The organism is Psychrosphaera algicola, assembly GCF_028401425.1.
GTDB lineage: Bacteria > Pseudomonadota > Gammaproteobacteria > Enterobacterales > Alteromonadaceae > Psychrosphaera > Psychrosphaera algicola.
Genome location: NZ_JAQOMS010000002.1, coordinates 2,243,726 through 2,268,419 on the forward strand (window position 1 = coordinate 2,243,726; position 24,694 = coordinate 2,268,419).

General features: G+C 39.7%; 24 protein-coding genes and 8 pseudogenes. 10 read left to right on the plus strand and 22 right to left on the minus strand.

Annotated elements, in window-relative coordinates:
- The first annotated feature begins 231 nt into the window (after positions 1–231).
- The 6 genes from PN838_RS12185 to PN838_RS12210 are packed head-to-tail and all read left to right on the plus strand — an operon-like array spanning position 232 to position 3,869.
- On the plus strand, positions 232–882 hold the full coding sequence (locus PN838_RS12185; protein ID WP_272180847.1) for a TetR/AcrR family transcriptional regulator: 651 nt from the start codon (positions 232–234) through the stop codon (positions 880–882).
- On the plus strand, positions 879–1,838 hold the full coding sequence (locus PN838_RS12190) for an HlyD family secretion protein (RefSeq protein ID WP_272180848.1): 960 nt from the start codon (positions 879–881) through the stop codon (positions 1,836–1,838). The genes PN838_RS12185 and PN838_RS12190 overlap by 4 nt, the downstream gene beginning before the upstream one ends.
- On the plus strand, positions 1,831–2,760 hold the full coding sequence (locus tag PN838_RS12195; RefSeq protein WP_215963389.1) for an ABC transporter ATP-binding protein: 930 nt from the start codon (positions 1,831–1,833) through the stop codon (positions 2,758–2,760). The genes PN838_RS12190 and PN838_RS12195 overlap by 8 nt, the downstream gene beginning before the upstream one ends.
- The gene (locus tag PN838_RS12200; RefSeq protein ID WP_272180849.1) at positions 2,757–3,116 is read left to right on the plus strand and encodes an ABC transporter permease; all 360 of its coding nucleotides are present in this window, start codon (positions 2,757–2,759) and stop codon (positions 3,114–3,116) included. Before PN838_RS12195 ends, PN838_RS12200 begins: the two co-directional genes overlap by 4 nt.
- Entirely contained in the window at positions 3,101–3,418 is a 318-nt protein-coding gene (locus PN838_RS12205) for a hypothetical protein (protein ID WP_272180850.1), read from the plus strand. The genes PN838_RS12200 and PN838_RS12205 overlap by 16 nt, the downstream gene beginning before the upstream one ends.
- Positions 3,345–3,869 carry an ABC transporter permease gene (locus PN838_RS12210; protein WP_272182581.1) on the plus strand — a complete coding sequence of 175 codons (525 nt, stop codon included), beginning with the start codon at positions 3,345–3,347 and terminating at the stop codon, positions 3,867–3,869. Before PN838_RS12205 ends, PN838_RS12210 begins: the two co-directional genes overlap by 74 nt.
- 29 nt (positions 3,870–3,898) lie before the next feature.
- Here PN838_RS12210 and dinB read toward each other — a convergent pair.
- From dinB to PN838_RS12230, 4 genes and pseudogenes are all read right to left on the minus strand, one after another.
- Positions 3,899–4,968 (minus strand): annotated as a pseudogene (dinB, locus tag PN838_RS12215) (DNA polymerase IV).
- A 345-nt stretch (positions 4,969–5,313) separates the two neighbouring features.
- A complete protein-coding gene (locus PN838_RS12220; RefSeq protein ID WP_215963386.1) occupies positions 5,314–5,487 on the minus strand; it encodes a hypothetical protein in 174 nt (57 codons plus the stop codon).
- A 317-nt stretch (positions 5,488–5,804) separates the two neighbouring features.
- Positions 5,805–6,014, minus strand: a complete 210-nt coding sequence (gene cspE / locus PN838_RS12225; protein ID WP_215963385.1) for a transcription antiterminator/RNA stability regulator CspE — start codon at positions 6,012–6,014, stop codon at positions 5,805–5,807.
- A 326-nt stretch (positions 6,015–6,340) separates the two neighbouring features.
- A complete protein-coding gene (locus PN838_RS12230; protein ID WP_215963384.1) occupies positions 6,341–7,777 on the minus strand; it encodes an MFS transporter in 1,437 nt (478 codons plus the stop codon).
- Between the two features lie 268 nt (positions 7,778–8,045).
- On the opposite strand from PN838_RS12230, the gene PN838_RS12235 reads away from it, so the two are divergent.
- Entirely contained in the window at positions 8,046–8,645 is a 600-nt protein-coding gene (locus PN838_RS12235; protein ID WP_272180851.1) for a thymidine kinase, read from the plus strand.
- 72 nt (positions 8,646–8,717) lie between these two features.
- On the opposite strand, the gene nqrM is transcribed toward PN838_RS12235, so the two are convergent.
- From nqrM to PN838_RS12300, 15 genes and pseudogenes are all read right to left on the minus strand, one after another.
- The gene (nqrM, locus tag PN838_RS12240) at positions 8,718–8,948 is read right to left on the minus strand and encodes a (Na+)-NQR maturation NqrM (protein ID WP_215963382.1); all 231 of its coding nucleotides are present in this window, start codon (positions 8,946–8,948) and stop codon (positions 8,718–8,720) included.
- A gap of 4 nt (positions 8,949–8,952) precedes the next feature.
- Positions 8,953–9,264, minus strand: coding sequence for an FAD:protein FMN transferase (locus tag PN838_RS12245; RefSeq protein ID WP_272180852.1), 312 nt, complete (start codon positions 9,262–9,264; stop codon positions 8,953–8,955).
- Positions 9,261–9,989: an FAD:protein FMN transferase gene (locus PN838_RS12250; RefSeq protein WP_272180853.1), complete on the minus strand. Its 729-nt coding sequence runs from the start codon at positions 9,987–9,989 to the stop codon at positions 9,261–9,263. Before PN838_RS12250 ends, PN838_RS12245 begins: the two co-directional genes overlap by 4 nt.
- A gap of 6 nt (positions 9,990–9,995) precedes the next feature.
- On the minus strand, positions 9,996–11,219 hold the full coding sequence (nqrF, locus tag PN838_RS12255; RefSeq protein WP_215963380.1) for an NADH:ubiquinone reductase (Na(+)-transporting) subunit F: 1,224 nt from the start codon (positions 11,217–11,219) through the stop codon (positions 9,996–9,998).
- 60 nt (positions 11,220–11,279) lie between these two features.
- Positions 11,280–11,904 (minus strand): annotated as a pseudogene (nqrE, locus tag PN838_RS12260) (NADH:ubiquinone reductase (Na(+)-transporting) subunit E).
- Positions 11,905–11,909: 5 nt separating this feature from the next.
- Entirely contained in the window at positions 11,910–12,533 is a 624-nt protein-coding gene (locus PN838_RS12265) for an NADH:ubiquinone reductase (Na(+)-transporting) subunit D (protein WP_215963378.1), read from the minus strand.
- 2 nt (positions 12,534–12,535) lie between these two features.
- Positions 12,536–13,054: an NADH:ubiquinone reductase (Na(+)-transporting) subunit C gene (gene nqrC, locus PN838_RS12270; RefSeq protein ID WP_334313350.1), complete on the minus strand. Its 519-nt coding sequence runs from the start codon at positions 13,052–13,054 to the stop codon at positions 12,536–12,538.
- A complete protein-coding gene (locus PN838_RS26365; RefSeq protein ID WP_334313351.1) occupies positions 13,005–13,301 on the minus strand; it encodes a hypothetical protein in 297 nt (98 codons plus the stop codon). The genes nqrC and PN838_RS26365 overlap by 50 nt, the downstream gene beginning before the upstream one ends.
- Positions 13,294–14,498: pseudogene (locus PN838_RS12275) on the minus strand (NADH:ubiquinone reductase (Na(+)-transporting) subunit B). The gene PN838_RS26365 and the pseudogene PN838_RS12275 overlap by 8 nt, the downstream one beginning before the upstream one ends.
- A gap of 2 nt (positions 14,499–14,500) precedes the next feature.
- Positions 14,501–15,843, minus strand: a pseudogene (locus tag PN838_RS12280) (Na(+)-translocating NADH-quinone reductase subunit A).
- Between the two features lie 355 nt (positions 15,844–16,198).
- Positions 16,199–17,389: an enoyl-ACP reductase FabV gene (gene fabV / locus PN838_RS12285; protein WP_215963374.1), complete on the minus strand. Its 1,191-nt coding sequence runs from the start codon at positions 17,387–17,389 to the stop codon at positions 16,199–16,201.
- A gap of 113 nt (positions 17,390–17,502) precedes the next feature.
- Positions 17,503–18,599: pseudogene (locus PN838_RS12290) on the minus strand (TRAP transporter substrate-binding protein).
- 20 nt (positions 18,600–18,619) lie between these two features.
- A pseudogene (locus PN838_RS27310) lies at positions 18,620–18,948 on the minus strand (TRAP transporter large permease subunit).
- A gap of 5 nt (positions 18,949–18,953) precedes the next feature.
- Positions 18,954–19,984, minus strand: a pseudogene (locus PN838_RS12295) (TRAP transporter large permease).
- A 2-nt stretch (positions 19,985–19,986) separates the two neighbouring features.
- Entirely contained in the window at positions 19,987–20,538 is a 552-nt protein-coding gene (locus PN838_RS12300) for a TRAP transporter small permease subunit (RefSeq protein WP_252736728.1), read from the minus strand.
- A 346-nt stretch (positions 20,539–20,884) separates the two neighbouring features.
- Here PN838_RS12300 and PN838_RS12305 point away from each other — a divergent pair, with 346 nt between their 5' ends.
- Positions 20,885–21,328, plus strand: coding sequence for a hypothetical protein (locus PN838_RS12305; protein ID WP_215963371.1), 444 nt, complete (start codon positions 20,885–20,887; stop codon positions 21,326–21,328).
- 104 nt (positions 21,329–21,432) lie between these two features.
- Here the strand turns inward: PN838_RS12305 and PN838_RS12310 are convergent.
- Together PN838_RS12310 and PN838_RS12315 are read right to left on the minus strand one after the other, a co-directional pair.
- Positions 21,433–21,748: pseudogene (locus PN838_RS12310) on the minus strand (BolA family protein).
- A gap of 125 nt (positions 21,749–21,873) precedes the next feature.
- Positions 21,874–22,461, minus strand: a complete 588-nt coding sequence (locus PN838_RS12315; RefSeq protein WP_272180854.1) for an alpha-ketoglutarate-dependent dioxygenase AlkB family protein — start codon at positions 22,459–22,461, stop codon at positions 21,874–21,876.
- A 63-nt stretch (positions 22,462–22,524) separates the two neighbouring features.
- On the opposite strand from PN838_RS12315, the gene PN838_RS12320 reads away from it, so the two are divergent.
- Both PN838_RS12320 and PN838_RS12325 read left to right on the plus strand, forming a co-directional pair.
- Positions 22,525–23,685, plus strand: coding sequence for a methyltransferase (locus tag PN838_RS12320; protein ID WP_215963368.1), 1,161 nt, complete (start codon positions 22,525–22,527; stop codon positions 23,683–23,685).
- Position 23,686: 1 nt separating this feature from the next.
- On the plus strand, positions 23,687–24,235 hold the full coding sequence (locus PN838_RS12325; RefSeq protein WP_272180855.1) for a YajG family lipoprotein: 549 nt from the start codon (positions 23,687–23,689) through the stop codon (positions 24,233–24,235).
- A gap of 77 nt (positions 24,236–24,312) precedes the next feature.
- On the opposite strand, the gene PN838_RS12330 is transcribed toward PN838_RS12325, so the two are convergent.
- Positions 24,313–24,681 (minus strand): hypothetical protein, encoded by a 369-nt coding sequence (locus PN838_RS12330; protein WP_272180856.1) that lies wholly within the window; start codon positions 24,679–24,681, stop codon positions 24,313–24,315.
- Positions 24,682–24,694: the final 13 nt, after the last annotated feature.

Sequence of the window (24,694 nt, forward strand, 5' to 3'; positions counted from 1 at the left end):
TTTTTTATATCGCTAGAGTATTGATAAACATAGGTGAATTGCAAGTCAATGACGGTCTAGATATATTTCGAACTTACCGAAGTTGTAAATCAAGTTTGCCAATTTTAATATTGTTTACTAGATTAAATAACTTACTGGTCAGTTATTTATTATCTAAATAGAGATCCTGATCTAACCCATTATCACCTGCTGATTGAAGTTACTCCTTTAGGTAGCCTAATCGAATGCATAATGTCATCTTTGAATAACCTAGCGATAAAAATGAAACGTGCAATTTCTGAAATCGAAAAAGAACAAAGAAAAGAGCAAATTGTATTTGCTGCTTTGGACGAGTTTTATTTAAAAGGCCTTAAAGCAACAAAAATGGAAGATATCGCCATTCGCTGCGGAATATCAAAAGGCACCCTATATCTTTATTTTAGTTCAAAAAAAGCGCTTTTTGAATCCGCTGTTGAGCATATTGCTATGCATAAGGCGCAACAAATCCAATCATTAATGACAAACCACAATAGTGTAAAAGAAGCTCTCGACCAATTATTTGAGTTTATCCCTAATGTTATTATTGATTCTCCATTACCAAAGCTAATTAAAGTTTTGATCAGTGACGCCTTTGATTTTCCTGATGTGATAAAAACCTATAAACAAAATATCATTGACCAAGTTCTGTCTACTATCACCATAGTATTACAAGCCGGAAAAGAACGAGGTGAAGTTAATATTGACGATGCAGCACTTACCGCAAAACTCATCGTTGCACCTGTCATTTTTGCCGTCGTTTGGAAAGTCTTATCCGAAGCTGAAAACTCTCCGCCACTGGCCGTTGACGTATTATTAAAACAACATCAATTGATAATTTACAAAGCTTTAGGGATAACAGAATGAACACAAACAAAAGCGTTAAGTGTATATTTTTCCTGCTTTATTTATTTCTCGCCGCTTGTTCTAAGCAACCGCCTGTATCAGCGTACACCGGTTATATAGAAGGTAATTACTTTTACGTTTCCGCTCCGGAACCTGGATGGATAATAAACTTATCAGTAAAAGAAGGCGATACCGTCAGCCCGGACTCTATCATTGCTCAACTCGATGATGAATATCAGCGTCTTGCAATTGCTCAGGCGGAAAAACAACTGGCGTCGACGGCAGCACAACTCGAAGACATACAAAGTGGTGCGCGAGAAGAAGAGTTATTAGCACAACAAAACTTATTGGAACAAAAACAACTGGCGCTTGATTTAGCGAAAAGTGAATACCTACGTTTAGAAAATTTGCATCGTAAAAACCTAGTTTCTGAAACTGAATTGGAAACATCTAAGTCCTATCAACTGCAACTTGCTGCAAACGTTTCGTCACTCAATCACACAATAAACGTTATGAAAATGGCAGCACGACCCGCTGTTATTACGAGTCATGAGCAACAACTTGAGGTAGCAAAAATTGAGCTCCAAAAGGCCCAATGGTTACATTCAAAACGAATATTGAGCGCTAAAAACAGCGGTGTTGTAGAGCAAGTTTTTCAGCGACATGGTGAGTATGTTAAACAAGGGCAACCAATTGTTTCAGTATTAATTAACGATTCCCAAAAAGTCAGGTTTTATGTCGAACAAAGCCAACTGAGTCGCGTGAAAGTAGGTCAATATGTCGATATCAATCTAGATAACGATACTCAAACCCATAAAGCAAAAGTCCAGTTTATTGCACAGGAGCCAGAGTTTACACCGCCGGTTTTGTATAACCAAAGCTCTCGAAGCTCATTGGTATTTATGGTTGAGGCACAATTAGCGCCCGCCACTAAGCTACATATTGGACAACCAGTGGATGTGAGTTTCCATGAATGACTTTGCGGTTGATGTTAAATCATTAGTCAAAGAGTTTGGTAAAACTCGCGTGGTTGATGACGTCGCATTACAAATTCCAAAAGGCCAGGTGTGGGGCTTTCTCGGGCCTAATGGGTCAGGTAAAACAACGACTATCAGAATGTTATGTGGGCTATTAACACCAACTCAAGGTTCAGGAACCTGTTTAGGTCTAGACATCATAACTGAAGCTGAAAAGATAAAATTACAAACCGGTTATATGACTCAGAAATTTTCGTTCTGGGAAGATTTATCAATTCGAGAAAACCTAGATTTTGTATCTCGAATGTACAACCTGCCAAATCGTAAAGCCAAAGTTGATGACGTAATAGCAAGGCTAGATTTAACTCAAAGACAACACCAGCTAGCAGGTGATCTTTCTGGCGGGTGGAAGCAACGTTTAGCACTTGCCGCTGTGACCATGCATAATCCTAAATTATTGCTGCTTGATGAACCAACAGCGGGCGTGGATCCTAAGGCCCGTCGAGAATTTTGGGACCAAATTCATGAGCTGACAAATCAAGGGATCACCATTTTAGTTTCGACGCATTACATGGACGAAGCTGAACGATGCGACCAGATTGCCTATCTTGCCCACGGTAAACTTATCACGCAGGGAACGGTTCGAGATGTCATTGCGGCCTCTAACTTAACAACGTACGTTTCGATCAATAAAGGTGTTAGGCAATTTGCCTCGGCGCTAAAAGCGGAAGATGACATTGAAAACGTTTCATACTTTGGAGCCGCCCTGCATATTAGTAGCACAAATACAGTAGCAATCGAAAACGTTATAAAACGAGCGCCATTCGACTCACTAGATTGGCAAAAAATCACCCCTAGTTTAGAAGACGTGTTTATTTCACTTATGACATCTGTAGGCAATGATAAGCGAGACTACCAATGAACAGTTTATTTCGGATTTGGGCGATATTGTCTAAAGAGATGATCCAAATGCGCCGCGACAGAATGACATTTGCGATGATGGTCGGTGTTCCAATAATGCAATTAATATTGTTCGGTTTTGCCATCAACAATGATCCAAAAGGTTTGCCAACAGCGGTATTTATAGAAGCACCAGACCAACATTCTAGAACCATTGTTGAGGGCTTTAAATTATCCGAATATTTTGATGTTGTTACTGCAGTGAGTAACTACCAACAAGCTGATGACTTATTCTTAAAAGGTGAAATTACGTTTTTACTTGTGATCCCAGCAGACTTTACAAAAAACTGGTCCGCTAGTAAATGCCTCAATTGTTAATATCTGCAGATGCTTCTGATCCTGCAGCTTCATCGAATGCGATTGCCAAAGCGTCTGTAATTGTTAGCAAAGCATTGAATCATGATTTTGTCGGCTCTTTAAACTTTCTGAAGTCTACTAAACCAAATGTCGATGTAATTATTCACCCAAAATACAACCCTCAAGGCATTACTCAGTACAACATCGTACATAGGATTGCTCGGTGTTATTTTAACTATGACTTCTGTCATGATCACCTCTATGGCAATGACACGAGAACGGGAAAAAGGCAATTTGGAAAATATTTTAGCTATGCCGGTTAAGCCATTTGAGGTTATGGTTGGAAAAATTGCTCCCTATGTCCTCATTGGACTCATACAGACCGCCATCATTTTATCCGCCGCCAGTTTCTTATTTGAAGTGCCCTTCCTAGGGAGTTTTATGATCCTTAACTCCGCTATCCTTATTTTTCTGTTGGCTAACTTATGTTTAGGTTTTACGTTTTCAACAATCGCAACAACACAAATGCAGGCAATGCAGATGACGTTCTTTTTCTTTTTACCGTCACTGTTGTTGTCAGGATTTATGTTCCCGTTTAGAGGAATGCCACAGTGGGCTCAACTTATCGGTGAAATGTTACCTTTAACGCATTTTTTGCGGATAGTTAGGGGAGTTATGCTAAAAGCGGCGGATTTTTCCCATCTCGCGAATGAGTTTTACGCGTTAATCGGGTTTATTGTCTTGATTGGAATTGTGGCAATTGCTAAGGTATAGAACAACGTTGGATTAAGCAGCTAAAGCCATTAACCAAATAAGCTAAGCTGTTCAATAGCGTCGACCACTGAATCTTCTAATCCAATATGAACACCCAATAATCTAACGGCTCGTCCCTCGCCACGACTCAACGCCTCCACTAAAAGCGATTCAAACGTCGCTACATCAAATTGATTATGCTTTTGCTCTTTAGTTGTGACAACAAAGTCATTAAACTTTAACTTAACGCCTAACTTGCCAATATGTCGCTTGTCTAAATAGCTTTGGGCACGCTTTTTAAGTTCAGGTATGAGTTTTTCATGCATTATCTGCTTCAATACAGATAGATCCTTTATATCTTCACTGAAAGTCCGCTCAACACCAACGGATTTTCGAACTCGTTCAGTCTCTACCCCTCGGTTATCAATGCCTTGACAACGTGCCCATAAAACGGCGCCGTAACTTCCAAGCAATTGAGATAAAAACACTTCTTTAGAGTTTCTGACATCTTCCCCGACAAAGAGCCCAGCGTCGTGTAATTTTTTAATGTAACTTTGCCTACACCCGATATTTTCTCTAGCGGCATGGTTTTCACAAATTCAACTACTTGATCCGGCGTAATTACAAACTGTCCGTTTGGTTTATTCTCATCGCTCGCGACCTTTGCAAGAAACTTGACCGGTGCAATACCAGCGGAAGCGGTTAAACCCGTTTTATAAAAGATATCACGTCTTATTTGCTGGGCAATGAGGGTTGCGGAACCTTGAAACTCCGTACAATCAGAAACATCTAAATACGCTTCATCCAATGATAAAGGTTCAATTAGTGGGGTGTAATACTCGAATATCTCTCTAATTTGACGGCTAACTTCTTTATATTCAGCCATCCGGCCCGGAACTATCACTAAATTAGGACACTTTTTGAGGGCCATTGCAGTTGCCATGGCAGACCGTACACCGAATTTTCGTGCCTCATAGTTGCACGTGGCTATGACACCTCGCCTATCAGAATTTCCACCAACTGCAACAGGCAACCCCACTAAAGCCGGGTTATCTCTTATCTCGACACTGACATAAAACGCATCCATATCGACATGAATAATTTTTCGGTTGATGCTCATATTTAGAATATTGTCTGTTTAAATTTAATGCTCACTGGCCCATAGCAACAAAATACCACTGTATAAACAAACAGTCAAAGTGCAGTTTTTTTAATCTAGATTGATAAGTTTGCAATTAAGAAGTTGAAAAACGACTAAGGTAACCTACTTATTCGTATCGCTATTTAAACAACGATTAAAACGAATAAGTTTAAGGCACATTATCGCGAAATTTATTTGGAATGAACTGCAAGCCAATCAGCTTGTATAGTAAAACCGTTGAGAATTAATTTGAACGAAAATTTTTGAAGGATATGAGTGAGAATTAATAACAGTAAACGAGAGTAATACCGTACAGCCGGTTAGTTAAGATCGCTCTTGAACTAACCAGTTTAAAAAGCGTTTTGCTTCTTTGGTATTGGCCAACGTTAAATGTTTAGGGCCTGACTGATCAGAAAACACAACTTTGTTGTTGTTAACTGAAATTGAATGTAGTGGTTGCACAATTGTTAATTGCTCACCGTTATAGGTATATGACATAAATTTAATTTCTTATTATATTATTAAAAAACAGCGGCCAGTTTAGCCACCAATTATTACAGAAACATGACTAAGTAAATTCCGCACAAAATTATTCTGTGAAAAATTACAAGCATGACTAATTCGGATTATTTTACGAGTTCAATAAAGACAATACGTTTTTAATGTCAAATCAATGCATTAAAAAGTTATACAGAAAAGAAGAACTTTGGGGTAAACACAATCTTGAGTGGTTTTATAACACTCTATAAAACAAAAGGCCAAGTAAAAATTTACTCGACCTTTCAATTATTAACTATTTTTAGAAAAATCTAAAATTAGATAACAACAACGTTTGATGCTTGAGGACCTTTTTGGCCTTGTTCAATAGTGAATTGAACAGATTGACCTTCAGTCAAAGTTTTGAAACCTTCAGAAGCAATAGCACGGAAATGTACGAATACATCTTTACCGCCGCCTTCTTGAGTTAAAAATCCGAAACCTTTCTCTTCGTTAAACCATTTTACTGTGCCAGTAGTAGTAGACATAATAATCTTACCTTTTTAAATATTAAATTGAATGGTCATTTCTGACCGGTCGAGCTAAAGAAATTACTTAATTGATAGTGCCTTGGGTAAAACTGAATTCAATATAATATTAAAAAACGGGTTTACTGGTGTAACTAAAGCGGATAACAAAATAAATACTGCATCTGTAGCGCGACGTATAATAGCATAACTATTATAAAACAAAAGCCCTATTTTAGAAGAAAGGATAAATAATAGACAGAATATTAGTTCATATGAATAAATGGATCTTTAGTCCCGTCAAAAAATCCATTTAATTATCCTTTTATTACAACAAATTAACCTATTTAGTTCGCGTTAACATCGGGCACTGGCTTCTCTTTGATCATTAACCACGAGACTGCCGAGATCGTCATTGAAATCGCGCAGACCACAAAGACCATGCTTTTATCATCTGCTTTATTTAGGAATAGACTCACCCCCAACGAAACCACAAGTTGCGGTAAAACCACAGACAAATTAAATAACCCCATGTACAAGCCCATCTTAGCGTTTTCGACACGCTCTGACATAATCGCAAAGGGTAAACTTACAACTGCAGACCAACCAATGCCAGCTAACGCCATGAAGAGATACATGATCATCGGTGTCGTTGCAAAAAATGCGATCAAAGCGTACGCAACTGCGGTCACCAATAATGCATAGGCATGGACTTGAATACGCCCAAACTTAATGGCTAAGGGTCCTAAAACCAAAGCGGGCAATAGTGCAGCTACGGCGTTTAAAATGGCAAAGCTGTACGAAATTGTTTGGCCTAATTCCTCCGTAGTGAGCGTCGACATTTTTTCTTGCAAAAACGCATAGCAAAAAACAAACATCGTTTGAATTCCAATCCATGAGAATGAGTGTGCCGCCAATACCTTTTTGAATCCTAAGTGCTTAGCGTCAGATTCAGAAAAGTCGTTTTCATTTTTCGATAGTGTTTCAAATACGAAATATAAGGTGATGAGCAAGGCCAATATTTCGAAATAATAGTGCTTAACTTCAAAACCAGTTAAATGTAAAACACTGGCGTAAATTGAATAAACTAAAAAGCCCCAAAGTGGCTTTATATCGCTAAGTACTTCATACCAAGAAAATTTTACATCCGCTTCTTTGTTCTCACCTTCAAGTACTTTAGGCTCTTCGATAAACAATGCGGGTATAACTGAAAATAGCAGGACGAGTGCAGCACCAAAGTAAATAAGTAGAAAATTGTTCCAAAATCCGCCGATCACATAGGCTAGTACGCCAAAGGTTCCGGAGATGGTTTGCATCCAAGTATAACCTAATGTGCGCTGCTCCCCTGCTGGAGTAACGTCAGCAATTATTGATCGTGTAGGGTTAAAGCTAACGTTTATAGACAAATCGAGGGACAGAGCAACGGCTATAGCAACGGCCATTAAGCCAACATGACCCAAAGACTCGTTAATGATGCCGATATTCGGTAACGCTAATAGAGATAGTGACGCTAATACGCCGCCAATAATGATAAATGGTCTTCGTCTGCCATTCCAAAACCAAACTTTATCACTAATAAAGCCAACAATAACTTGACCTAAAATACCGGCTATTGGACCGGCGGCCCAAACAATACCAATTTCATGAATATCGAGGCCATATTGTGTGCTCAGCAACCAACTCAATGCTGAAATTTGAACAGATAGTGCAAACCCCATAGCTGTGGATGGCAAGCTTAACAACATATAAAACGGTGCAGACAACTTCTTTTGGATACTCAACATTTACTGTGCTCTTGTTAAATTCATACGGTAATTTACCGTATTTCTTATAGCAGTCGACAGAAGAACTGAAATTTTGGTCATCCATACGTATGCAAAGAGGTCATGCCCAAGAGCAAAAATACATTTCATTTCAACAAGTCGAAATGACTGCAAAAACTAAAGTGACCAAAGTGGTTTTAGGCTACCAATCAAATAATTTATTTCCGAGCAGTTAGTAGGTAAACTCCCATGACGGCGAAGAACACTTTTTATCGAGAATATTAAATACATGGCGCAACTATACTTCTACTACTCTACAATGAACGCTGGAAAATCGACGTCTTTGTTACAATCAGCTTACAATTATGTTGAAAGAGGAATGTACAGTGCCATTTTTACTGCTGCAATAGATGACCGCACCGCAACAGGCGTTGTGAGTTCTCGAATTGGCTTAAGCCAACCTGCCGATATTTTTAACAGCGACACGGATTTATTTCAGCAGATATCTAAAATCAAAGAAAATAGAGCATTGCACTGTGTGTTGGTCGACGAGTCTCAATTCCTTTCAAAAAATCAGGTTCAACAACTTACCGATGTTGTCGATAAACTAAACGTCCCCGTTATGTGTTATGGAATTCGAACAGACTTCCAAGGTGAGTTATTTGAAGGTAGTAAATACTTACTATCGTGGGCTGACAAGCTTGTCGAGCTAAAAACAATTTGTCATTGTGGTAAAAAGGCCAATATGGTGGTTAGGTATGGTGAAGATGGGCACGTGGTTTCTTCAGGGGATCAAGTAGAAATTGGCGGAAATGATAAATATATGAGCTTATGCCGGAAACATTTTAAACAGGCGTTTGAAACAGGACAACTGACGTCAACAGCTTAAATCACTTCTATACTGAACTAATTTCACGACCATTGCGTTAAACCAAAAAAAGCGCCTTTTCGGCGCTTTTCATTAAATAATTTGGTTATCTTTCCAAGCTTGCTCTTTTTCTTCTCGCGCCAATCTCTGACGTTCAAGTCGCTTATCACAAGGGTTGTCACAATTACATGCCTTAGCAATTCCTAACGCACCTAAACCACCACAACTGCCTGCAATTGTTTTCTGCTTGATCCAATAGCCTACCGACATAGCGATAAACACAATCAAAAGCAGCGCAAACGTCAATAAAAATACTTTTAACATTCTGTTAGCCTTTACCAATCAACTTTTTAAATTCCGTCGACAAAACTTCGGCAAATCCATTATCCGTTTTAATTAGAAAGTAAGCCGCGATACCATTTTTCTCTGCAAATTCAACACCGCTAACGGGACCTAAAACATTAATAGCTGTAGCGTAAGCGTCTGCACTTGCCGCAGAACTATGTAATACGGTTACCGAAGCTAACTTATGCGTTATTGGTGCTGCAGTCTCTGGGTTAATCGTATGTGAGAATCGAGTACCATTCTCTTCAAAATAATTACGATAATCACCAGACGTAGCCATACCAATATTGCTCATGGACTAAATATCAACTGAGCTTCGCGTCTATTTGTCACCGGTTTTTCGACCGCTACCGTCCATAATTCTCCTGACGGTTTATGGCCTGAAAGACGCATTTCACCACCAATTTCCACTAAGTAATTGGTAATGTTATTTCGCTCTAAATATTCAGCAATTTTATCAACAGCAAAACCTTTAGCAATTGATGAAAAATCAACATAAACGTCTTTATGCTTTTTAACTGCCACATTACCTGTCAGCGAAACTTTGTCTATGCCGACAAAATGTTTAACGTTTGCAATATCTGCGTCGCTTGGGCGAGTTTCAATTCGGCCATTAGGACCAAAGCCCCACAAATTTACAATAGGCCCAACCGTTACATCAAACGCACCATTTGACTCGCGATTAATCTCGAAAGACTTTGTCAAAATTTCAACATTATCCGCTGAAAACTCAAACGGTTTACCCGCTTCTGTTTGATTAAATTTGCTTAGTTCAGAATCTGCAATATAAGTCGACATGAGTTGGTTAATTCTAATTAACTCATTGTTTACTGACTCATATAAATTAAGCTGATTGATGTCGTCTTGTGTTGGGAATAACTTAACACTAAAGGTCGTACCCATGGTTTTGCCCTGCAAAAGAACAGGCTGAACCTCAGACTCAGTTTGCTGTGTGCAAGAAACCAAAAAGGCCAGCCCTACTAGGGCTAGCCAAATTGTTTTTAACATCTTTAATGACATCAGGGGTTAACCACCAAAGTCATCAAGAAGGATGTTTTCGTCTTCAACGCCTAAATCTTTAAGCAAGTTGATAACGGCAGCGTTCATCATTGGAGGACCACACATGTAGAACTCACAATCTTCCGGTGCTTCATGATCACGTAGGTAGTTTTCAAACAATACGTTATGAATGAAACCAGTGTACCCTTCCCAGTTATCTTCTGGTTGTGGATCAGATAAAGCAACATGCCATTCAAAGTTGTCATTTTCTTTAGCAAGCATATCGAAATCTTCTACATAGAACATTTCACGGGCAGAACGAGCGCCATACCAGAAACTCATCTTACGGTCGGTTTTTAATCGACGTAGTTGGTCAAAGATATGTGAACGCATTGGCGCCATACCAGCACCACCACCAACAAAGACCATTTCTGCGTCTGTGTCTTTGGCAAAGAATTCACCAAACGGACCTGAAATCGTTACTTTGTCACCTTCTTTAAGGCTCCAAATGAACGATGACATTTTACCCGCTGGAAGTGTTAGGTTATTAGGTGGCGGCGTAGCGATACGCACGTTCAACATAATAATGCCTTCTTCTTCTGGGTAGTTGGCCATTGAATAAGCACGGATCGTTTCTTCGTCTACTTTAGACTCAATGCTAAAGAAGTTGAAACGTTCCCAATCCGGACGATATTCGTCAGGAATGTCAAATTCAGAATATTTGATGTGATGCGCAGGTGCTGCAATTTGAATATAACCACCGGCACGGAACGGAACTGACTCACCATCAGGAATTCTTAATACAAGCTCTTTGATGAAGGTTGCTTTGTTATCATTAGAGATAACTTCACAATCCCACTGCTTAACACCAAAAATCTCAGGCTCTAATTCGATATCTAAATCTTGTTTAACCGCTACCTGACAAGATAGACGACAACCTTCTTTAGCTTCACGTTTAGTAATGTGACCTTCTTCAGTTGGAAGAATATCGCCACCACCTGAATGGACGTGCACACGACACTGACCACATGTACCACCGCCACCACAAGCTGAAGGAATAAAGATCCCTTTGTCAGCTAGGACGTTAAGTAACTTGCCGCCAGCAGAGGCTACAACTGATTTTTCAGCGTCGCCATTAATTGAAATTGTGATATCTCCGGTCGATACTAGTTTTGACTTAGCTACTAAAATAACTAACACCAAAGCTACTACGATTGCGGTAAACATCGATACGCCGAGAACGATTTCCATCGACTTTTCCTTATTTTTTATCTAAGGGCCCCATGTAAAAACACGAGGCCGACATTAACCTTAAAGCGAGATACCACCGAAGGATAAAAAGCCAAACGCCATCAATCCTGCAGTAATAAACGTAATACCCAAACCTTTTAAGCCATCTGGCACATCTGAATATTTCATTTTCTCACGAATACCTGCCAACAATACGATAGCAAGCGCCCAACCGATACCTGAACCGATACCGTAAACAACACTTTCAACGAAACCTAAGTTCTTGGCAACCATGAAAGAAACCGCACCAAAAATTGCACAGTTAACAGTAATCAATGGTAAGAAAATACCTAACGCGTTGTAAAGCGGCGGGAAGTATTTGTCTAATGCCATTTCCAAAATTTGCACGAGTGCCGCAATAACACCAATGAAAGTAATGAAAGATAAGAAGCTTAAGTCAACAGATTGAGTAGGGTCTGTAATGCCTAAAACACCATCTAAAGCGCCTTAGCGCCAAGATGCTTTGATAAATAACTTGGTTAGCTGGTACCGCTATGCCCAATACGACAATAACGGCTACACCTAATCCAATCGCAGTGCTCACTTTTTTAGAGACTGCTAAGAATGTACACATACCAAGGAAAAACGATAACGCGATATTCTCGATAAAGATCGTTTTAACCAAAAGGCTTAAATAATATTCCATTTCGATTAATCCTTCTCTACTTGTTCAGGTTTCCACTGGCGAATTGCCCAAATGATCAAACCTATGATGAAGAAAGAGCTGAATGGCAATACCAAAAGACCATTAGCTTGATACCAACCATCGTTTTGAACTAGTGGTAAAATTTCGATTCCGAAAATAGTACCAAAGCCAAATAACTCACGGAAGAATGCAACTAACATCAAGATAAAGCCATAACCTAAGCCATTACCGATACCGTCTAAGAAACTTACCATCGGCTTTTCTTTCATAGCAAAAGCTTCAGCACGTCCCATAACGATACAGTTTGTGATGATCAGGCCAACAAATACCGAAAGTTCTTTTGATAACTGATAAGAGAATGCTTTCAATACTTGGTCTACAACAATTACTAAAGACGCAATAATCGCCATCTGCACAATAATACGTACACTTGATGGGATATGGTTACGAATAGTAGAGATAAATAAGTTTGAAAACGCCGTTACCATTACAACTGCAAGAGTCATAACTAGCGCGTTTGCCATAGAACTCGTCACCGCTAGTGCTGAACATATACCAAGAACTTGTAAAGCAATTGGATTGTTATCAACAATAGGGCTAGATAAAACTTTTTTAGCATCTGAAGACATGATTACAAGCTCCCACGATTAGCGGCGATAAATGGTTTATAACCTTGTTCGCCAAACCAGAATTGCAATGTACGAGTCACACCGTTACTTGTTAATGTTGCACCCGATAATGCGTCCACACCGTGAACATCATTAGCATCTGCACCACCTTTAACTAAGTTAACCACAGGCTCACCTTTACCGTTGTAAATCCTTTTGCCAGGCCATAATGCCTTCCACTTAGGATTCATAACTTCAGCGCCTAGTCCCGGAGTTTCTTTATGGTCTGAATAAACAACATTTTTAACTGTGTTTAAGTCAGCCTCAAGACCAACATAACCATACATTAAGTCCCATAAACCTGAACCTACAATTGGTAATACAATCGAAGCAACTTTACCGGCATCGTCATGAACCAAGTAAATAACAGCTTCATTTGCTTGACGATTAATACCTGCAGGGTCATTTGCAAGTTTTTCAGATTTTTTCGGGTCACGTGCATTCTCGACGCTCTTCGAATAAATCAGGATTACCTTCAACAAATTTACCAGTCTCTAGGTCAATCATACGAGCTTCTACATATTTATTATATGTTGCAACAATGTTACCAGCTGCTTTGTCTTGTAAGCCTGCAGCTTCAAGTACTAGAGTTTGTTTATCAAGTAGCTTGTTGGCTACTTGACGAGGTTTAAGTTGTACCGCAGACACTGATACCAGCGCCGCACAAACGATACATACAGCAAATACGAAACCAACCGTTTTGCCAAAAGTCTCTTTATTATTAGACATTGCGTGCTAGCCTCCGTTTTACGTTACCTTGAACCACAAAGTAGTCGAACAATGGTGCAAATAAGTTAGCGAATAAAATAGCTAACATCATGCCTTCAGGGAATGCAGGGTTCACAACTCGAACAACTACAACCATGAATCCAATTAACAAGCCGTATGCCCATTTACTTTTATCAGTAAATGACGCCGATACTGGGTCTGTTGCCATAAACAATGCACCAAGTGCAAAACCACCAACAACAACGTGCCAATGCCAAGGCATTTGAAACATTGGGTTAGTCGCACTATCAATCGCATTAAATGCAGTTGCCGTTAAAATTGTACCGATTACAACACCGGCAACAATGCGCCAAGATGCAATTCGAAGATAAATAATAAACAAACCACCAATTAACAAGGCAAGTGTTGATGTTTCACCTACAGAACCAGCAATGTAGCCGTAAAATGCTTCAGTCCAAAGCGCAATGTTATTATAGTCCAACGAACCAGCGGCTGCTTGACTTAACATAGTTGCACCAGAGAAGCCGTCAGCGGCAACCCAAACTGCATCACCTGAAATTTCGGCAGGGTAAGCGAAGAACAAAAACGCACGACCCGCTAATGCAGGGTTTAAGAAGTTTCGACCCGTACCACCAAATATTTCTTTTGCAACAACAACACCAAAGGTAATACCAAGTGCCGCTTGCCAAAGTGGAATAGTCGCTGGAAGGATAAGCGCGAATAAAATTGAAGTAACAAAGAAACCTTCATTTACTTCATGTTTACGCACTGATGCAAATACAACTTCCCAGAACCCACCAACAAGGAAAACCATTGCATAGATAGGTAGGAAGAAACAAGCACCGTAGAACATTTTCATCAGGGAGCCTGAGTCACCGGCGAGTGATCCGCCTAATGCTTCAAACAGCCCAAACTGCCATGTGTCAGGTAATGAGTATCCGGCAGCTAAAGCATCAGCCGCTTGATGGCCAATATTAAACATACCAAAAAACATGGCTGGGAATAATGCCAACCACACCATGATCATAATTCGTTTTAAATCAACGCTATCACGAACGTGGGTTTGACCTTTATTAACAAGACCAGGCGTGTAGAAAATAGTCGCAGCTGCTTCATACAGAGCGTACCATTTTTCGTATTTTCCACCTATAGTTCGAAATTAGGTTCAATTTTTTCTAAATAACTTTTAAGACCCATGATTAGCCCTCTTTTTCAATCGTGGTCAAGCAATCACGAAGAATCGAACCGTATTCATATTTGCTAGGGCAAACAAATGAACAAAGTGCCAAATCTTCTTCTGCTAATTCCAAACAACCCAATTGTTGTGCTGAATCTGTGTCGCCAGAGATCAAGTCACGTAATAACAATGTTGGTAGTACGTCTAAAGGCATGATGCGTTCATAGTTACCGATTGGCACCATTGAACGGTCAGAACCATTTGTCGTAGTTGTCATTTTGAAAAGCTTCTTAGGCGTTAAATGGCCTAGGAATGCACGAGTAACCGAGAATTTATTAGAACCAAGGCATAGCCCAACCCAAAAATTCTTTTTCACGGCCTTCCGCAATAACAGAAATTTGCAAATGATAACGATGCAAATATCCGTGTACGCCCATCGCTGAAGTACCACTTAACACTGAACCAGAGATAATGCGGTTTTCACCACTCTCTAATTCACCTGCCGTAATATCTGCAGTAGATGCGCCCACAGTTGTGCGGATCAAACGAGGATTTTTAACAACTGGGCCAGCCAAAGCGATAATACGCTCACTGCTTAATTCACCTGTTGTAAACAAGTGACCAATTGCTATCACTTCTTGATAGTTTACATGCCAAGCAACTTTGCTTGCAGAAACTGCATCAATGAAGTGCATCTGGGTACCAACCAAACCAGCTGGGTGTTTACCACCAAACTCGTGCAATTGAACATTTGGAGCTTCAGCTGTAATGTTTGCACCTATGGTTTTTTCGATACGTGAATTTTGCCATCAGTCAATCGGCTTAACACGGTTAAACCCGCATTGAATAGCTCTTGTTGCTCTGCAATAACGACAGCTGGGTCCGCAGCAAGCGGATTAGTGTCTGTTACTGAAACAAAGATTGATGACGGAGTGCTGTCTAAGGCAGGTGTCTTGTCAAACGGACGAGTGCGTAACGCAACCCATTGTCCTGATTCGACTAGATTATCAACCACTTTGTCACGTTCAATAGAAGCTAGCTCGCTAGGCTCATATTTTGCGAATGTGACTTGCTCGTCGCCTGAAACTTCGATCACTACTGATTGAAGTACACGCTTCTCGCCACGGTTGATTTCCTTGACTACACCGGCTGCAGGGGCAGTGAATTTCACGCCAACATTCTTTTTATCTACAAAAAGAACCTGACCTTTCTTTACACTGTCGCCGACCTTAACATGCATCGTAGGACGCATGCCATGGTACTCTTCGCCAAGCGTAGCAACAGTTTTAACTGCTGGACCATCGTGGATGGCTTGTTGTGGAACGCCTTCAATAGGCAGATCCAAACCTTTTTTATGTTGATCATACGCATATGCACTAATTTTAAGTTGGAAGAAATGGAATCTTTTTGGCAATCAAATTTCCTATCTAACTGCCTAGCACTCGATGCACTATCAAATGCCGTAAAATCTTTATTTTTTGTAAGCGTAACCCACCTACATCATTTAGCCGCAAATTGTAGCATCTTATCGGCCTTTTTGCCTATCGCAAATTTGCATTATTTGCGTCTCAACACCCTAATTAGTAGGCTAAAAATCAACCACTCAGTTAAAATTCAACGTAGAATCCCAAATAGATATCTTAATTGGGATAAATCCAATTCCATAAAAAACCGAGTATTTTGTCAAAACTCGGTTTTTAATTAGCAATTGGCTCTAAGGTTAGATGACGTTAGCAATTTCTGCCACTGGGTTTATATCCGCATCATAATCAACGTTGTCGTAGTCGAAACCAAACAAGTGCAAAAACTCTTGATGGTAGCCAACATAGTCAGTCATTTCGTCAATTGTGTCGGTATCAACACTGTCCCACACCGCCTGTACTCGCTCTTGTACCGAGTCTTCAAGCTCTTTGTAGTTTTGGAACAAGTGACCACCATCGTCAAAGCGAGGTGTATCGCCATATAAATTTTCTCTAAACAATGCAGAAATTTGTTGGATTACGCCTTCGTAAGTACCGTCTTCTTTCATCACTTTGAAAAGTGCTGAAATATATAGTGGCATAATCGGAATTGCCGAACTCGCTTGGGTTACAACGGCATTAAGCGACGAAACATAAGCTTCACCTTTAAGATCTTCAGTAAGCGTGCGGATTGCTGTGACCGCTCGGTCTAGATCTTCTTTCGCTTTACCAATAGTTGCATGACCGTAGATTGGCCAAGTCAGCTTTTTCCCGATATAGGTATAAGCTGTTGTTTTGAACCCTTCAGACAACACATCAGCATCTTTTAATGCATTAATCCACATTTCCCAGTCTTCGCCACCCATGACTTTAACTGTATTTGCAATTTCATCTTCATTTGCTGCTTCAACCGAAACTTCATCAATAATACGTTTAGACGTATTTAAGTTTTTAGTGGTGACGCTATTGCCAATCGGTTTTAGTGTTGAAGAATATGTTTCGCCCGTGTTTGGATCTGTACGACGTGGAGAGGCAAGTGAATAAACGACTAAATCGATTTTGCCCATATCAGCTTTGATCGTTTCAATCGTTTTTGCTTTTATTTCATTAGAAAATGCATCGCCGTTAATACTTTTTGAATAGATACCAGCCTCATCTGCAGCTTGTTGAAAAGCGGCGGTGTTGTACCAACCGGCAGAACCTGTTTTTCTTTCTGTGCCTTCTTTTTCAAAGAAAATACCCAATGTATTTGCACCATGTCCAAACGTAGAAACGATTCGCGATGCTAGGCCGTAACCTGTTGATGCACCAATGACTAATACATTTTTTGGTCCGTTCGCAGCAAACTCTTGCTCTTTTACAAATGAGATTTGACGCTTAACGCTTTCAGCACAGCCAGCTGGGTGTGCATTAGTGCAAATAAATCCACGAATTTTCGGTTTAATAACCATCTTTATAATTTCCTATCTGAGTATTGTGCTGATAAGCATTCAAAATTTGCGGCAAGTTTACCTGTTCATTCACTAAAAACAGATCAGACTAGCCCAATTCTTTTCAATTTATCTTATTGTTCTCTATTTTTGTAATATTCAACTTCGGACAAATTATGATATTCAGAGACTTGTAGTTGGAATTGTCGATATGATTTCATAATTTTCGCGAACGTTTCATCATTTGCTTCTTGCTCTGCAATCACTTCATTTGAAGCTTGCTTCAAAGCCGCCATCACGTCATTTGGAAACGACTTAAACACAACACCATGCTTGTTTTTTAGCGTTTCCATCGCATTATTATTACGTGCCGTATATTCATCCAACATATCTTGATTTATAGCACGGGTCGCCACTTCCACTATTTTTTGCAAGTCTTTAGGCAACTCATTATACGCTTTTTCATTGACAGTAAATTCTAACATTGCCCCCGGCTCGTGCCACCCAGAGGTATAATAATGTTCAGCGACTTTATGAAACCCAAATGCAAGGTCATTATATGGTCCAACCCATTCTGTTGCATCAATCGCTCCTGACTGCAAAGACGTAAATAATTCACCGCCAGTTAAAGCCACTGGTACCGCACCAAGTTTTTTCATCACTTCGCCACCAAGGCCGGGGATCCGAATTTTGAGACCTTGCAAATCCGCTACGCTATTTATTTCTTTTTTAAACCACCCCGCGGCTTGTACACCGGTATTACCGCCAGCAAACGGGATCACGCCAAATGGTTTGTATAATTCACGCCACATTTCGATGCCACCACCATAATGCAACCAGCCATTCGTTTCTTGAGCGTTAAAACCAAATGGTATTGCGGTAAATATTGGTGCTGCAGGCATTTTACCTTTCCAATAATACGATGCTGCATGGCCCATTTGCGCTGTGCCTTGCGATACAGCATCAAAAACTTCAAAGCCAGGACAATTTCACCAGCGCCGTAGACTTTTACGGTTAATCGTCCGCCACTCATCTCATTGACAAGTTTGGCAAAGTTTTCTGGTGCAGTGCCTAGGCTAGGGAAGTTTTTAGGCCAACTTGTCACTAATTTCCACTTAAAAGTTTTTTGGCTTTTAACAACATCGCCAGATGACTGCTTATCGCCACCGCAAGATACCGCCAGCACAGATATAAACGCTAAGCCTATTAATTTTCCTACTAATTTTTTCATCAACTTTTCCTTATCTATCTCTAACCATATATATAGTTTGGAAGTGCAGTTGCTAATTCCGGCCATATCGCCAAGGCAATTAACATAAAAATTTGCATAATAATAAAGGGTATTACGCCTTTGTATATAGCGGTGGTTGGAATAGATTTTGGTGTCACGCCACGCAAATAGAATAATGCAAAGCCAAACGGGGGGTTAAAAATGAAGTTTGAAGGTTTATTGCGATCATTATTCCTAACCATATTGGATCTACGCCCATCATAAACAAAACCGGAGCAACTAATGGTACAACTACAAAGGTAATTTCAATGAAGTCTAATATAAAGCCGAGTAAAAATATTACCACCATCACGATTAAGATTGCGCCAAATACGCCACTATAAGCATATTTTGAAACAAACTATGGATCAACTCTTCACCACCAAATCCGCGAAAAACAAGCGAGAATATAGACGCGCCAATGAGGATCATAAATACCATTGACGTTACGCTAACAGTTGAAGCCATTACCTCTTTTAACGTCCCTAGGGTTAAACTGCGTTTTGTCATCGCAATGAGCATAGCGCCACAAGCACCAATTCCGGCCGCTTCGGTTGGTGTCGCAACGCCAAATAAAATCGAACCTAATACCAAAAGATCAGCACTAACGGCGGGATTAGACTGCTAATTAGTACCGACACTGATACCTTTTCAACGTCTGTTTGCCTTGGTGTCCATTCCGGCTTAAAAAGGCCAATACATATTGAATATAATAGATACAAACCCACTAGTATCACCCATGGTACAATAGCACCAGCAAACAGATCCCCTACTGAAATTGTTTCGGGTGAGAAGTTACCTTGGGCTAATTGCGCCTGTTGATAACCATTAGATAAAACGTCTCCAAGTAGCACGAGTGCAATTGATGGTGGGATTATTTGACCTAATGTACCCGTAGCTGCAACAACGCCCGTCGCGTAGCTTTCTTTATAGCCTGTTTTTAGCATTGTAGGTATCGCCAACAAGCCCATCGTAACAACCGTTGCGCCGACAATTCCGGTACTTGCCGCCATTAGGGCACCAACTAAAGTAACAGCAATGCCCATTCCCGCTGGTAAACGGCCAAATACTTGAGTCATACTTAACAATAGCTGCTCAGCAATTTTTGATTTTTCGAGCATGACGCCCATAAAAACAAATAGCGGTACGGCAAGTAATGTTTGATTTGTCATCACGCCATACAACCGACTAGGTAGTGCGCTTAACAACGAGCCATCAAAAACATCAAATAACACACCAAAACCAGCGAAGATCAATGCCGTTCCAGCCAAAGAAAACGCTACAGGATAACCAAACATCAGCACAACACAGACTATAACGAACATCAAAAGACTTAACCATTCCATCTTTAAGCCTCCTTATCTGTGGTTTGGGTTATTTGTTGGGGTCCAAATTTGTTAGCAAGTATTTCTACTACTTCAGCCAACGCCTGCAGGATTAATAATAAAGGCATAATGAATAAAAGTGACTTAAGTAAGTAAACAATCGGTAACCCACCGGCTTCTTGTGACCCTTCGCTAACTTGCCAAGATTGTAAAACATAATCCCAACTCATCATTAAGATAAAAATACAGGTCGGGATTAGAAATAAGCAATGTCCAATTACATTGATAGATTGTTTATGTTTGGAACTCATTCTTCGATAAAAAATATCAACGCGAACATGTTGGTCGTTTTTTAGGGTTGTTGCCATGCCAAGCATTAGAACAAATGCATGCAAATACATTACGCCTTCTTGCATGGCAATTGAGCCTACATTAAAGGCATAGCGCAAGATAACAACTAAGGTCATGAGCAACATCATTGTAAGTGTTAGCCAAGCGATAGTACGCCCAACTAGATTAGAAAATTTATAACATAGGGTTACAAATTGAAAAGCAATACGATTTTTGGAAATCAAGGAGTCACCTATTTGTTATTATTTTGTTATCGACTCTACCGCGCAATTCCGCTTCGTCTAGTGTTAAACGCGACCAAATAGCAGGATTGCGGCAGTACTTTATTAAACTCATCGCAAAGAGGCAACTTTAAGCTTATGAATGACACACAAGTTAAAAAAATTAAACCATGGGGTTAGAAAAATCTTTCTGTAATTTTATTACACAATCAACAGATTAATTTAAATAATCTATCAATAAAGTAACTATCATGTAAGTTTATTACGTAATTTAGTTTACAGACTCAAGTTAATTAGTATAATAACTCTAGTTTTTAAGAGTTATAACTTTACTATTTGGGAGAATATTATGAAAAAGTTATTTTTAGCAGCAGCCACACTAATGAGCGCAAATTCATTTGCAATGTCAACTGACTATAAATTTGTCGCCGTAAATGACACACAAGTTACTAATTTATGCGTTATCGCCGCAGAACAGGGAATTTCAGCAGCCAAGAAAGCCGCACGCTTTAGTGGACTAAATACCGACGGCGCTTTCAATTCAACAGAATGCAATGGTACAAGCATTCGTCGTTTTGCAGCAAAGTTCAAAACGCAAGTTGAACAAGTAGAAGCTGAACAAGTAGAGTATGTATTTAAAGCCAAAGTTCAGGATGATGCATCTCAAATATGCGTACTTGCAGCTGAAGAAGGTATCAATGCAGCAATTAAAGCCGGTGGCCTAGAAGTTACTAGCTATATCTGCAACGGTATTAACATCAAACGCTTTGCTCGTAAATACAACAAAGCATAAACATTATTAAATGTTTAAAGATATTAGTTCATGCGTATAAGTTTTAGTACAGACGAGCACCCAACCGCTTGTCGTACTAAACTTATACCACCTAACCACTTTTACTAACCCAGTTTACTGCCACCGAGACAATCGGGAGACTCTGGCGCTGCATTTACTTCCTGCCATTCCGCTTCAGAATATGTGTGGATTGCTAAAGCATGAATGTCATTCGCTAACTCTTCTGCAAGGCATGCATTAACTAAACGATGTCTTTGAATCAGTCGCTTACCATCAAATAACTCACTCACAACTACCACTTTAAAATGAGATTCGCTGCCAGCAGGCACTATTATGATTATTGCTTTCGTTTTCGACCTGTAAATGTAACGGTAAAAACGCATTTGTTAGTTTGTCTGTAATTCTGTTTTGGATCTGCATAATTTTATCGTGTTAATCCTAGTTTCGTGACCGGTATTCTATCGGGTTTAGAGAATATTAATAATAATTTTTGAGCAGAGGATATAGTGTCTTATTTGCAGCTCACTGCACTATAAACCGAAACGTTAAGCTAATCCGTTCTGATGACACTTTTTTCTGACTGGGATTTGATGATGGAATTGAGACTGCATCCCCGCTTTCATCAATAATAAACTGCCATCTTCGAGCGAGATGCTACTAACCGTTTTACTTTTTAACTGCTTAAACTGGATCTCTCTTGCGGCTCCAAGTGAAATAATGGCGACAACCGGATCTTTACCTAATTCTGCCTCATTGTCAGCATGCCAGCCCATTTTATCTTCACCGTTTCGGTAGCGATTCAATAAAACAGAATTAAAACTAAAAGCGGTATCTTCTATCAATTTATTTTTTAACGTATTCAATGCTTGCGGCCAACCAACGGATTGATGGTCAACGCCGCTATAACGGTAGGTTAATCCTTCGTCTCCATACCAAGCTTGCATTCTGGGTATGATATGCCATTTATTATAGACATGAATCTTAGGTTGCTGCCATTGTACTTTAGCTTTTAACGTAGCGAATAAGTCTGCACTTTGATTCGATAGCCAGTTCGGACGATATTCGACCCAAGGCGATAACGCCCCTAAATCAGCTTTTATTAACGAATTTATGTCAAATAGTTCCTGTTGCAATTTACTTCACCTCATAGCAATGGGACAATCATATTTTATTGCTTCATAATTAACTGGGCCACTATGCCACTCAATACCACACTGCAATGCGCAACCGGCGAATACTCGTTGTTTCGATACCCAAAGAATCAACACGATGCTGCTCTACAAGCATGGGACAGCGCTGACGAACTTGTTATCGAATACGTTGCAAACACCTATCCTGCAGAAAAGTACATCACGATATTAAATGACCAATTTGGCGCTATCGCCACTGCACTTAATCAGTTTAATCGAGTTTCAGTGACTGACTCACGTGTTAGCGAACTTGCAACAATACAGAATGGTGCCGAGAATAAAATTGTTGACCCTATTTTTTGCAACAGTCTTGAGCCAATTCCAAGTCGCGATGTGGTTATTCTAAAACTCACTAAAAGTGTCGCGTATTTACAGGACCAATTGCAACTGTTAGCACAAAACAATAAAGCTGTTGAAATCGTAGCGTGTGGTAAAACAACACAAGTTACATCAAAAATAATGAGTATTTTTGAAAAGTATTGCGACAACGTTAAAACAAGCTTAGCGAAAAAGAAAAGTCGACTTATATTTGGCACACTTAAGAGCAATGGTACATCAGAACCTGAAATATCTCCTGTTGAAGACCGTTTAAATTACATTGAATGGCCAGAACAAGGGATTCAGATTGGCGCATATGCTAACGTATTTAGTCATGACGGACTTGATATAGGTGGGCGTTTTCTTGCTGAGAACTTGCCGACGTTTACCTCGGATCAGAAAGTGGTTGATTTAGGCTGTGGCAATGGTCTGTTAGGTCTTGCTGTTTTGAAACAAACAACCCAAAGTGAAACACCAATTTCACTGCGTTTTGTCGACGAGTCTTATATGGCGGTTGAGTCAGCTAAACACAATATTGCCCAAACATTCCCTGATGAATTCTCGCGATGCGACTTTATTCAGGATGATTGTTTAACTAAACAGAAAGCCGAATGTGTTGACGTAATATTGTGTAACCCTCCGTTTCATCAGCAAAACACATTAACGGAACATATTGCTAAGCAGATGTTTAGACAATCATTATTGGCCCTTAAACCTGGTGCCTCGCTATATGTTGTTGCAAATAACCACTTACCTTATCAAAGTTATTTGAAAAAGATGTTCGGTGGATTTAAAGTTCATGCACAAAATAAAAAATTCTCAATCTACCACTGCATAAAGAGGGCATAAGATGTCAGTTTTAAGTACTGTAATTCGCGTTACATTAACCTCAGTCGTTATCGGCTTTTTGTCTGCGTGTATAACGCCAACATCTCAACCTATGTTGATATTTCCCGATACGATAATCAACAAACCAATGATGAGCGTAAAAAGCGCTACCGTTGTTGACTCTAGAAGTAATAAAACATTAGCAGTCATTAATAAGGTTGATACCCCTCCTAATCCCAATTTGGAGTCGCAATTAACCACGTGGTTAAACAACTCAGTGACCGTTAATCCCCGTGGGCGATTGGATTTCACTGTTGAAATTTTAAATTATGCGACCTACGTAATGCAGGGCACTATGCAATTTGAAGCCGAGTCTGTAATGGAATGGCAAGCGAAAATCACTGGTGAGAATGGATTTAGTTGGATTAAAAACTACCAAACAACAATTAAGCAAGATGGCCCACTCAATATGGACAAGTCAGAGATTGAAATACATCTTAATAAAATGGCAAACACCTTGTTGTCTCGCACATTAGAAGATCCTGAATTTAATGCTGCATTGAGCCACTAAAAACAATTTATAGATCTAAAAAGCGACCTACTACGGTCGCTTCTTTGTTGCTGTTTGGCTAGGTTTACTGTTAGTTATCAGATTTCTATCAACAGTTCTTCTTCAAATTCAGGTTGTTCTATTTTGAATAATTCGGTTATTTCTGAAACTTCACCGTAGGCCATTATTGCATCGTCGCCACAAGACAGACCATCAACAGCAACCGGGTGAACTCTTTCTAAATGATGGTACTCATCGATAAAATATTTATCATTTAATGGTTTTGGTTGGCATAACCGGATAGCCAAAACGGCTGGTTTAGTAACTTTCCCTAATTGGGAGATGAAATCAAAACCAGTCTTTTGTTTTTCTAATGTTAATAAATCTTCAACCCAAAACATATGTTGTTTGCCACTGCGGGTGGTGATACTAGGCAGTAATAATATGTAACCTGTGACTTCGGGCACTTCGTCAGATAAC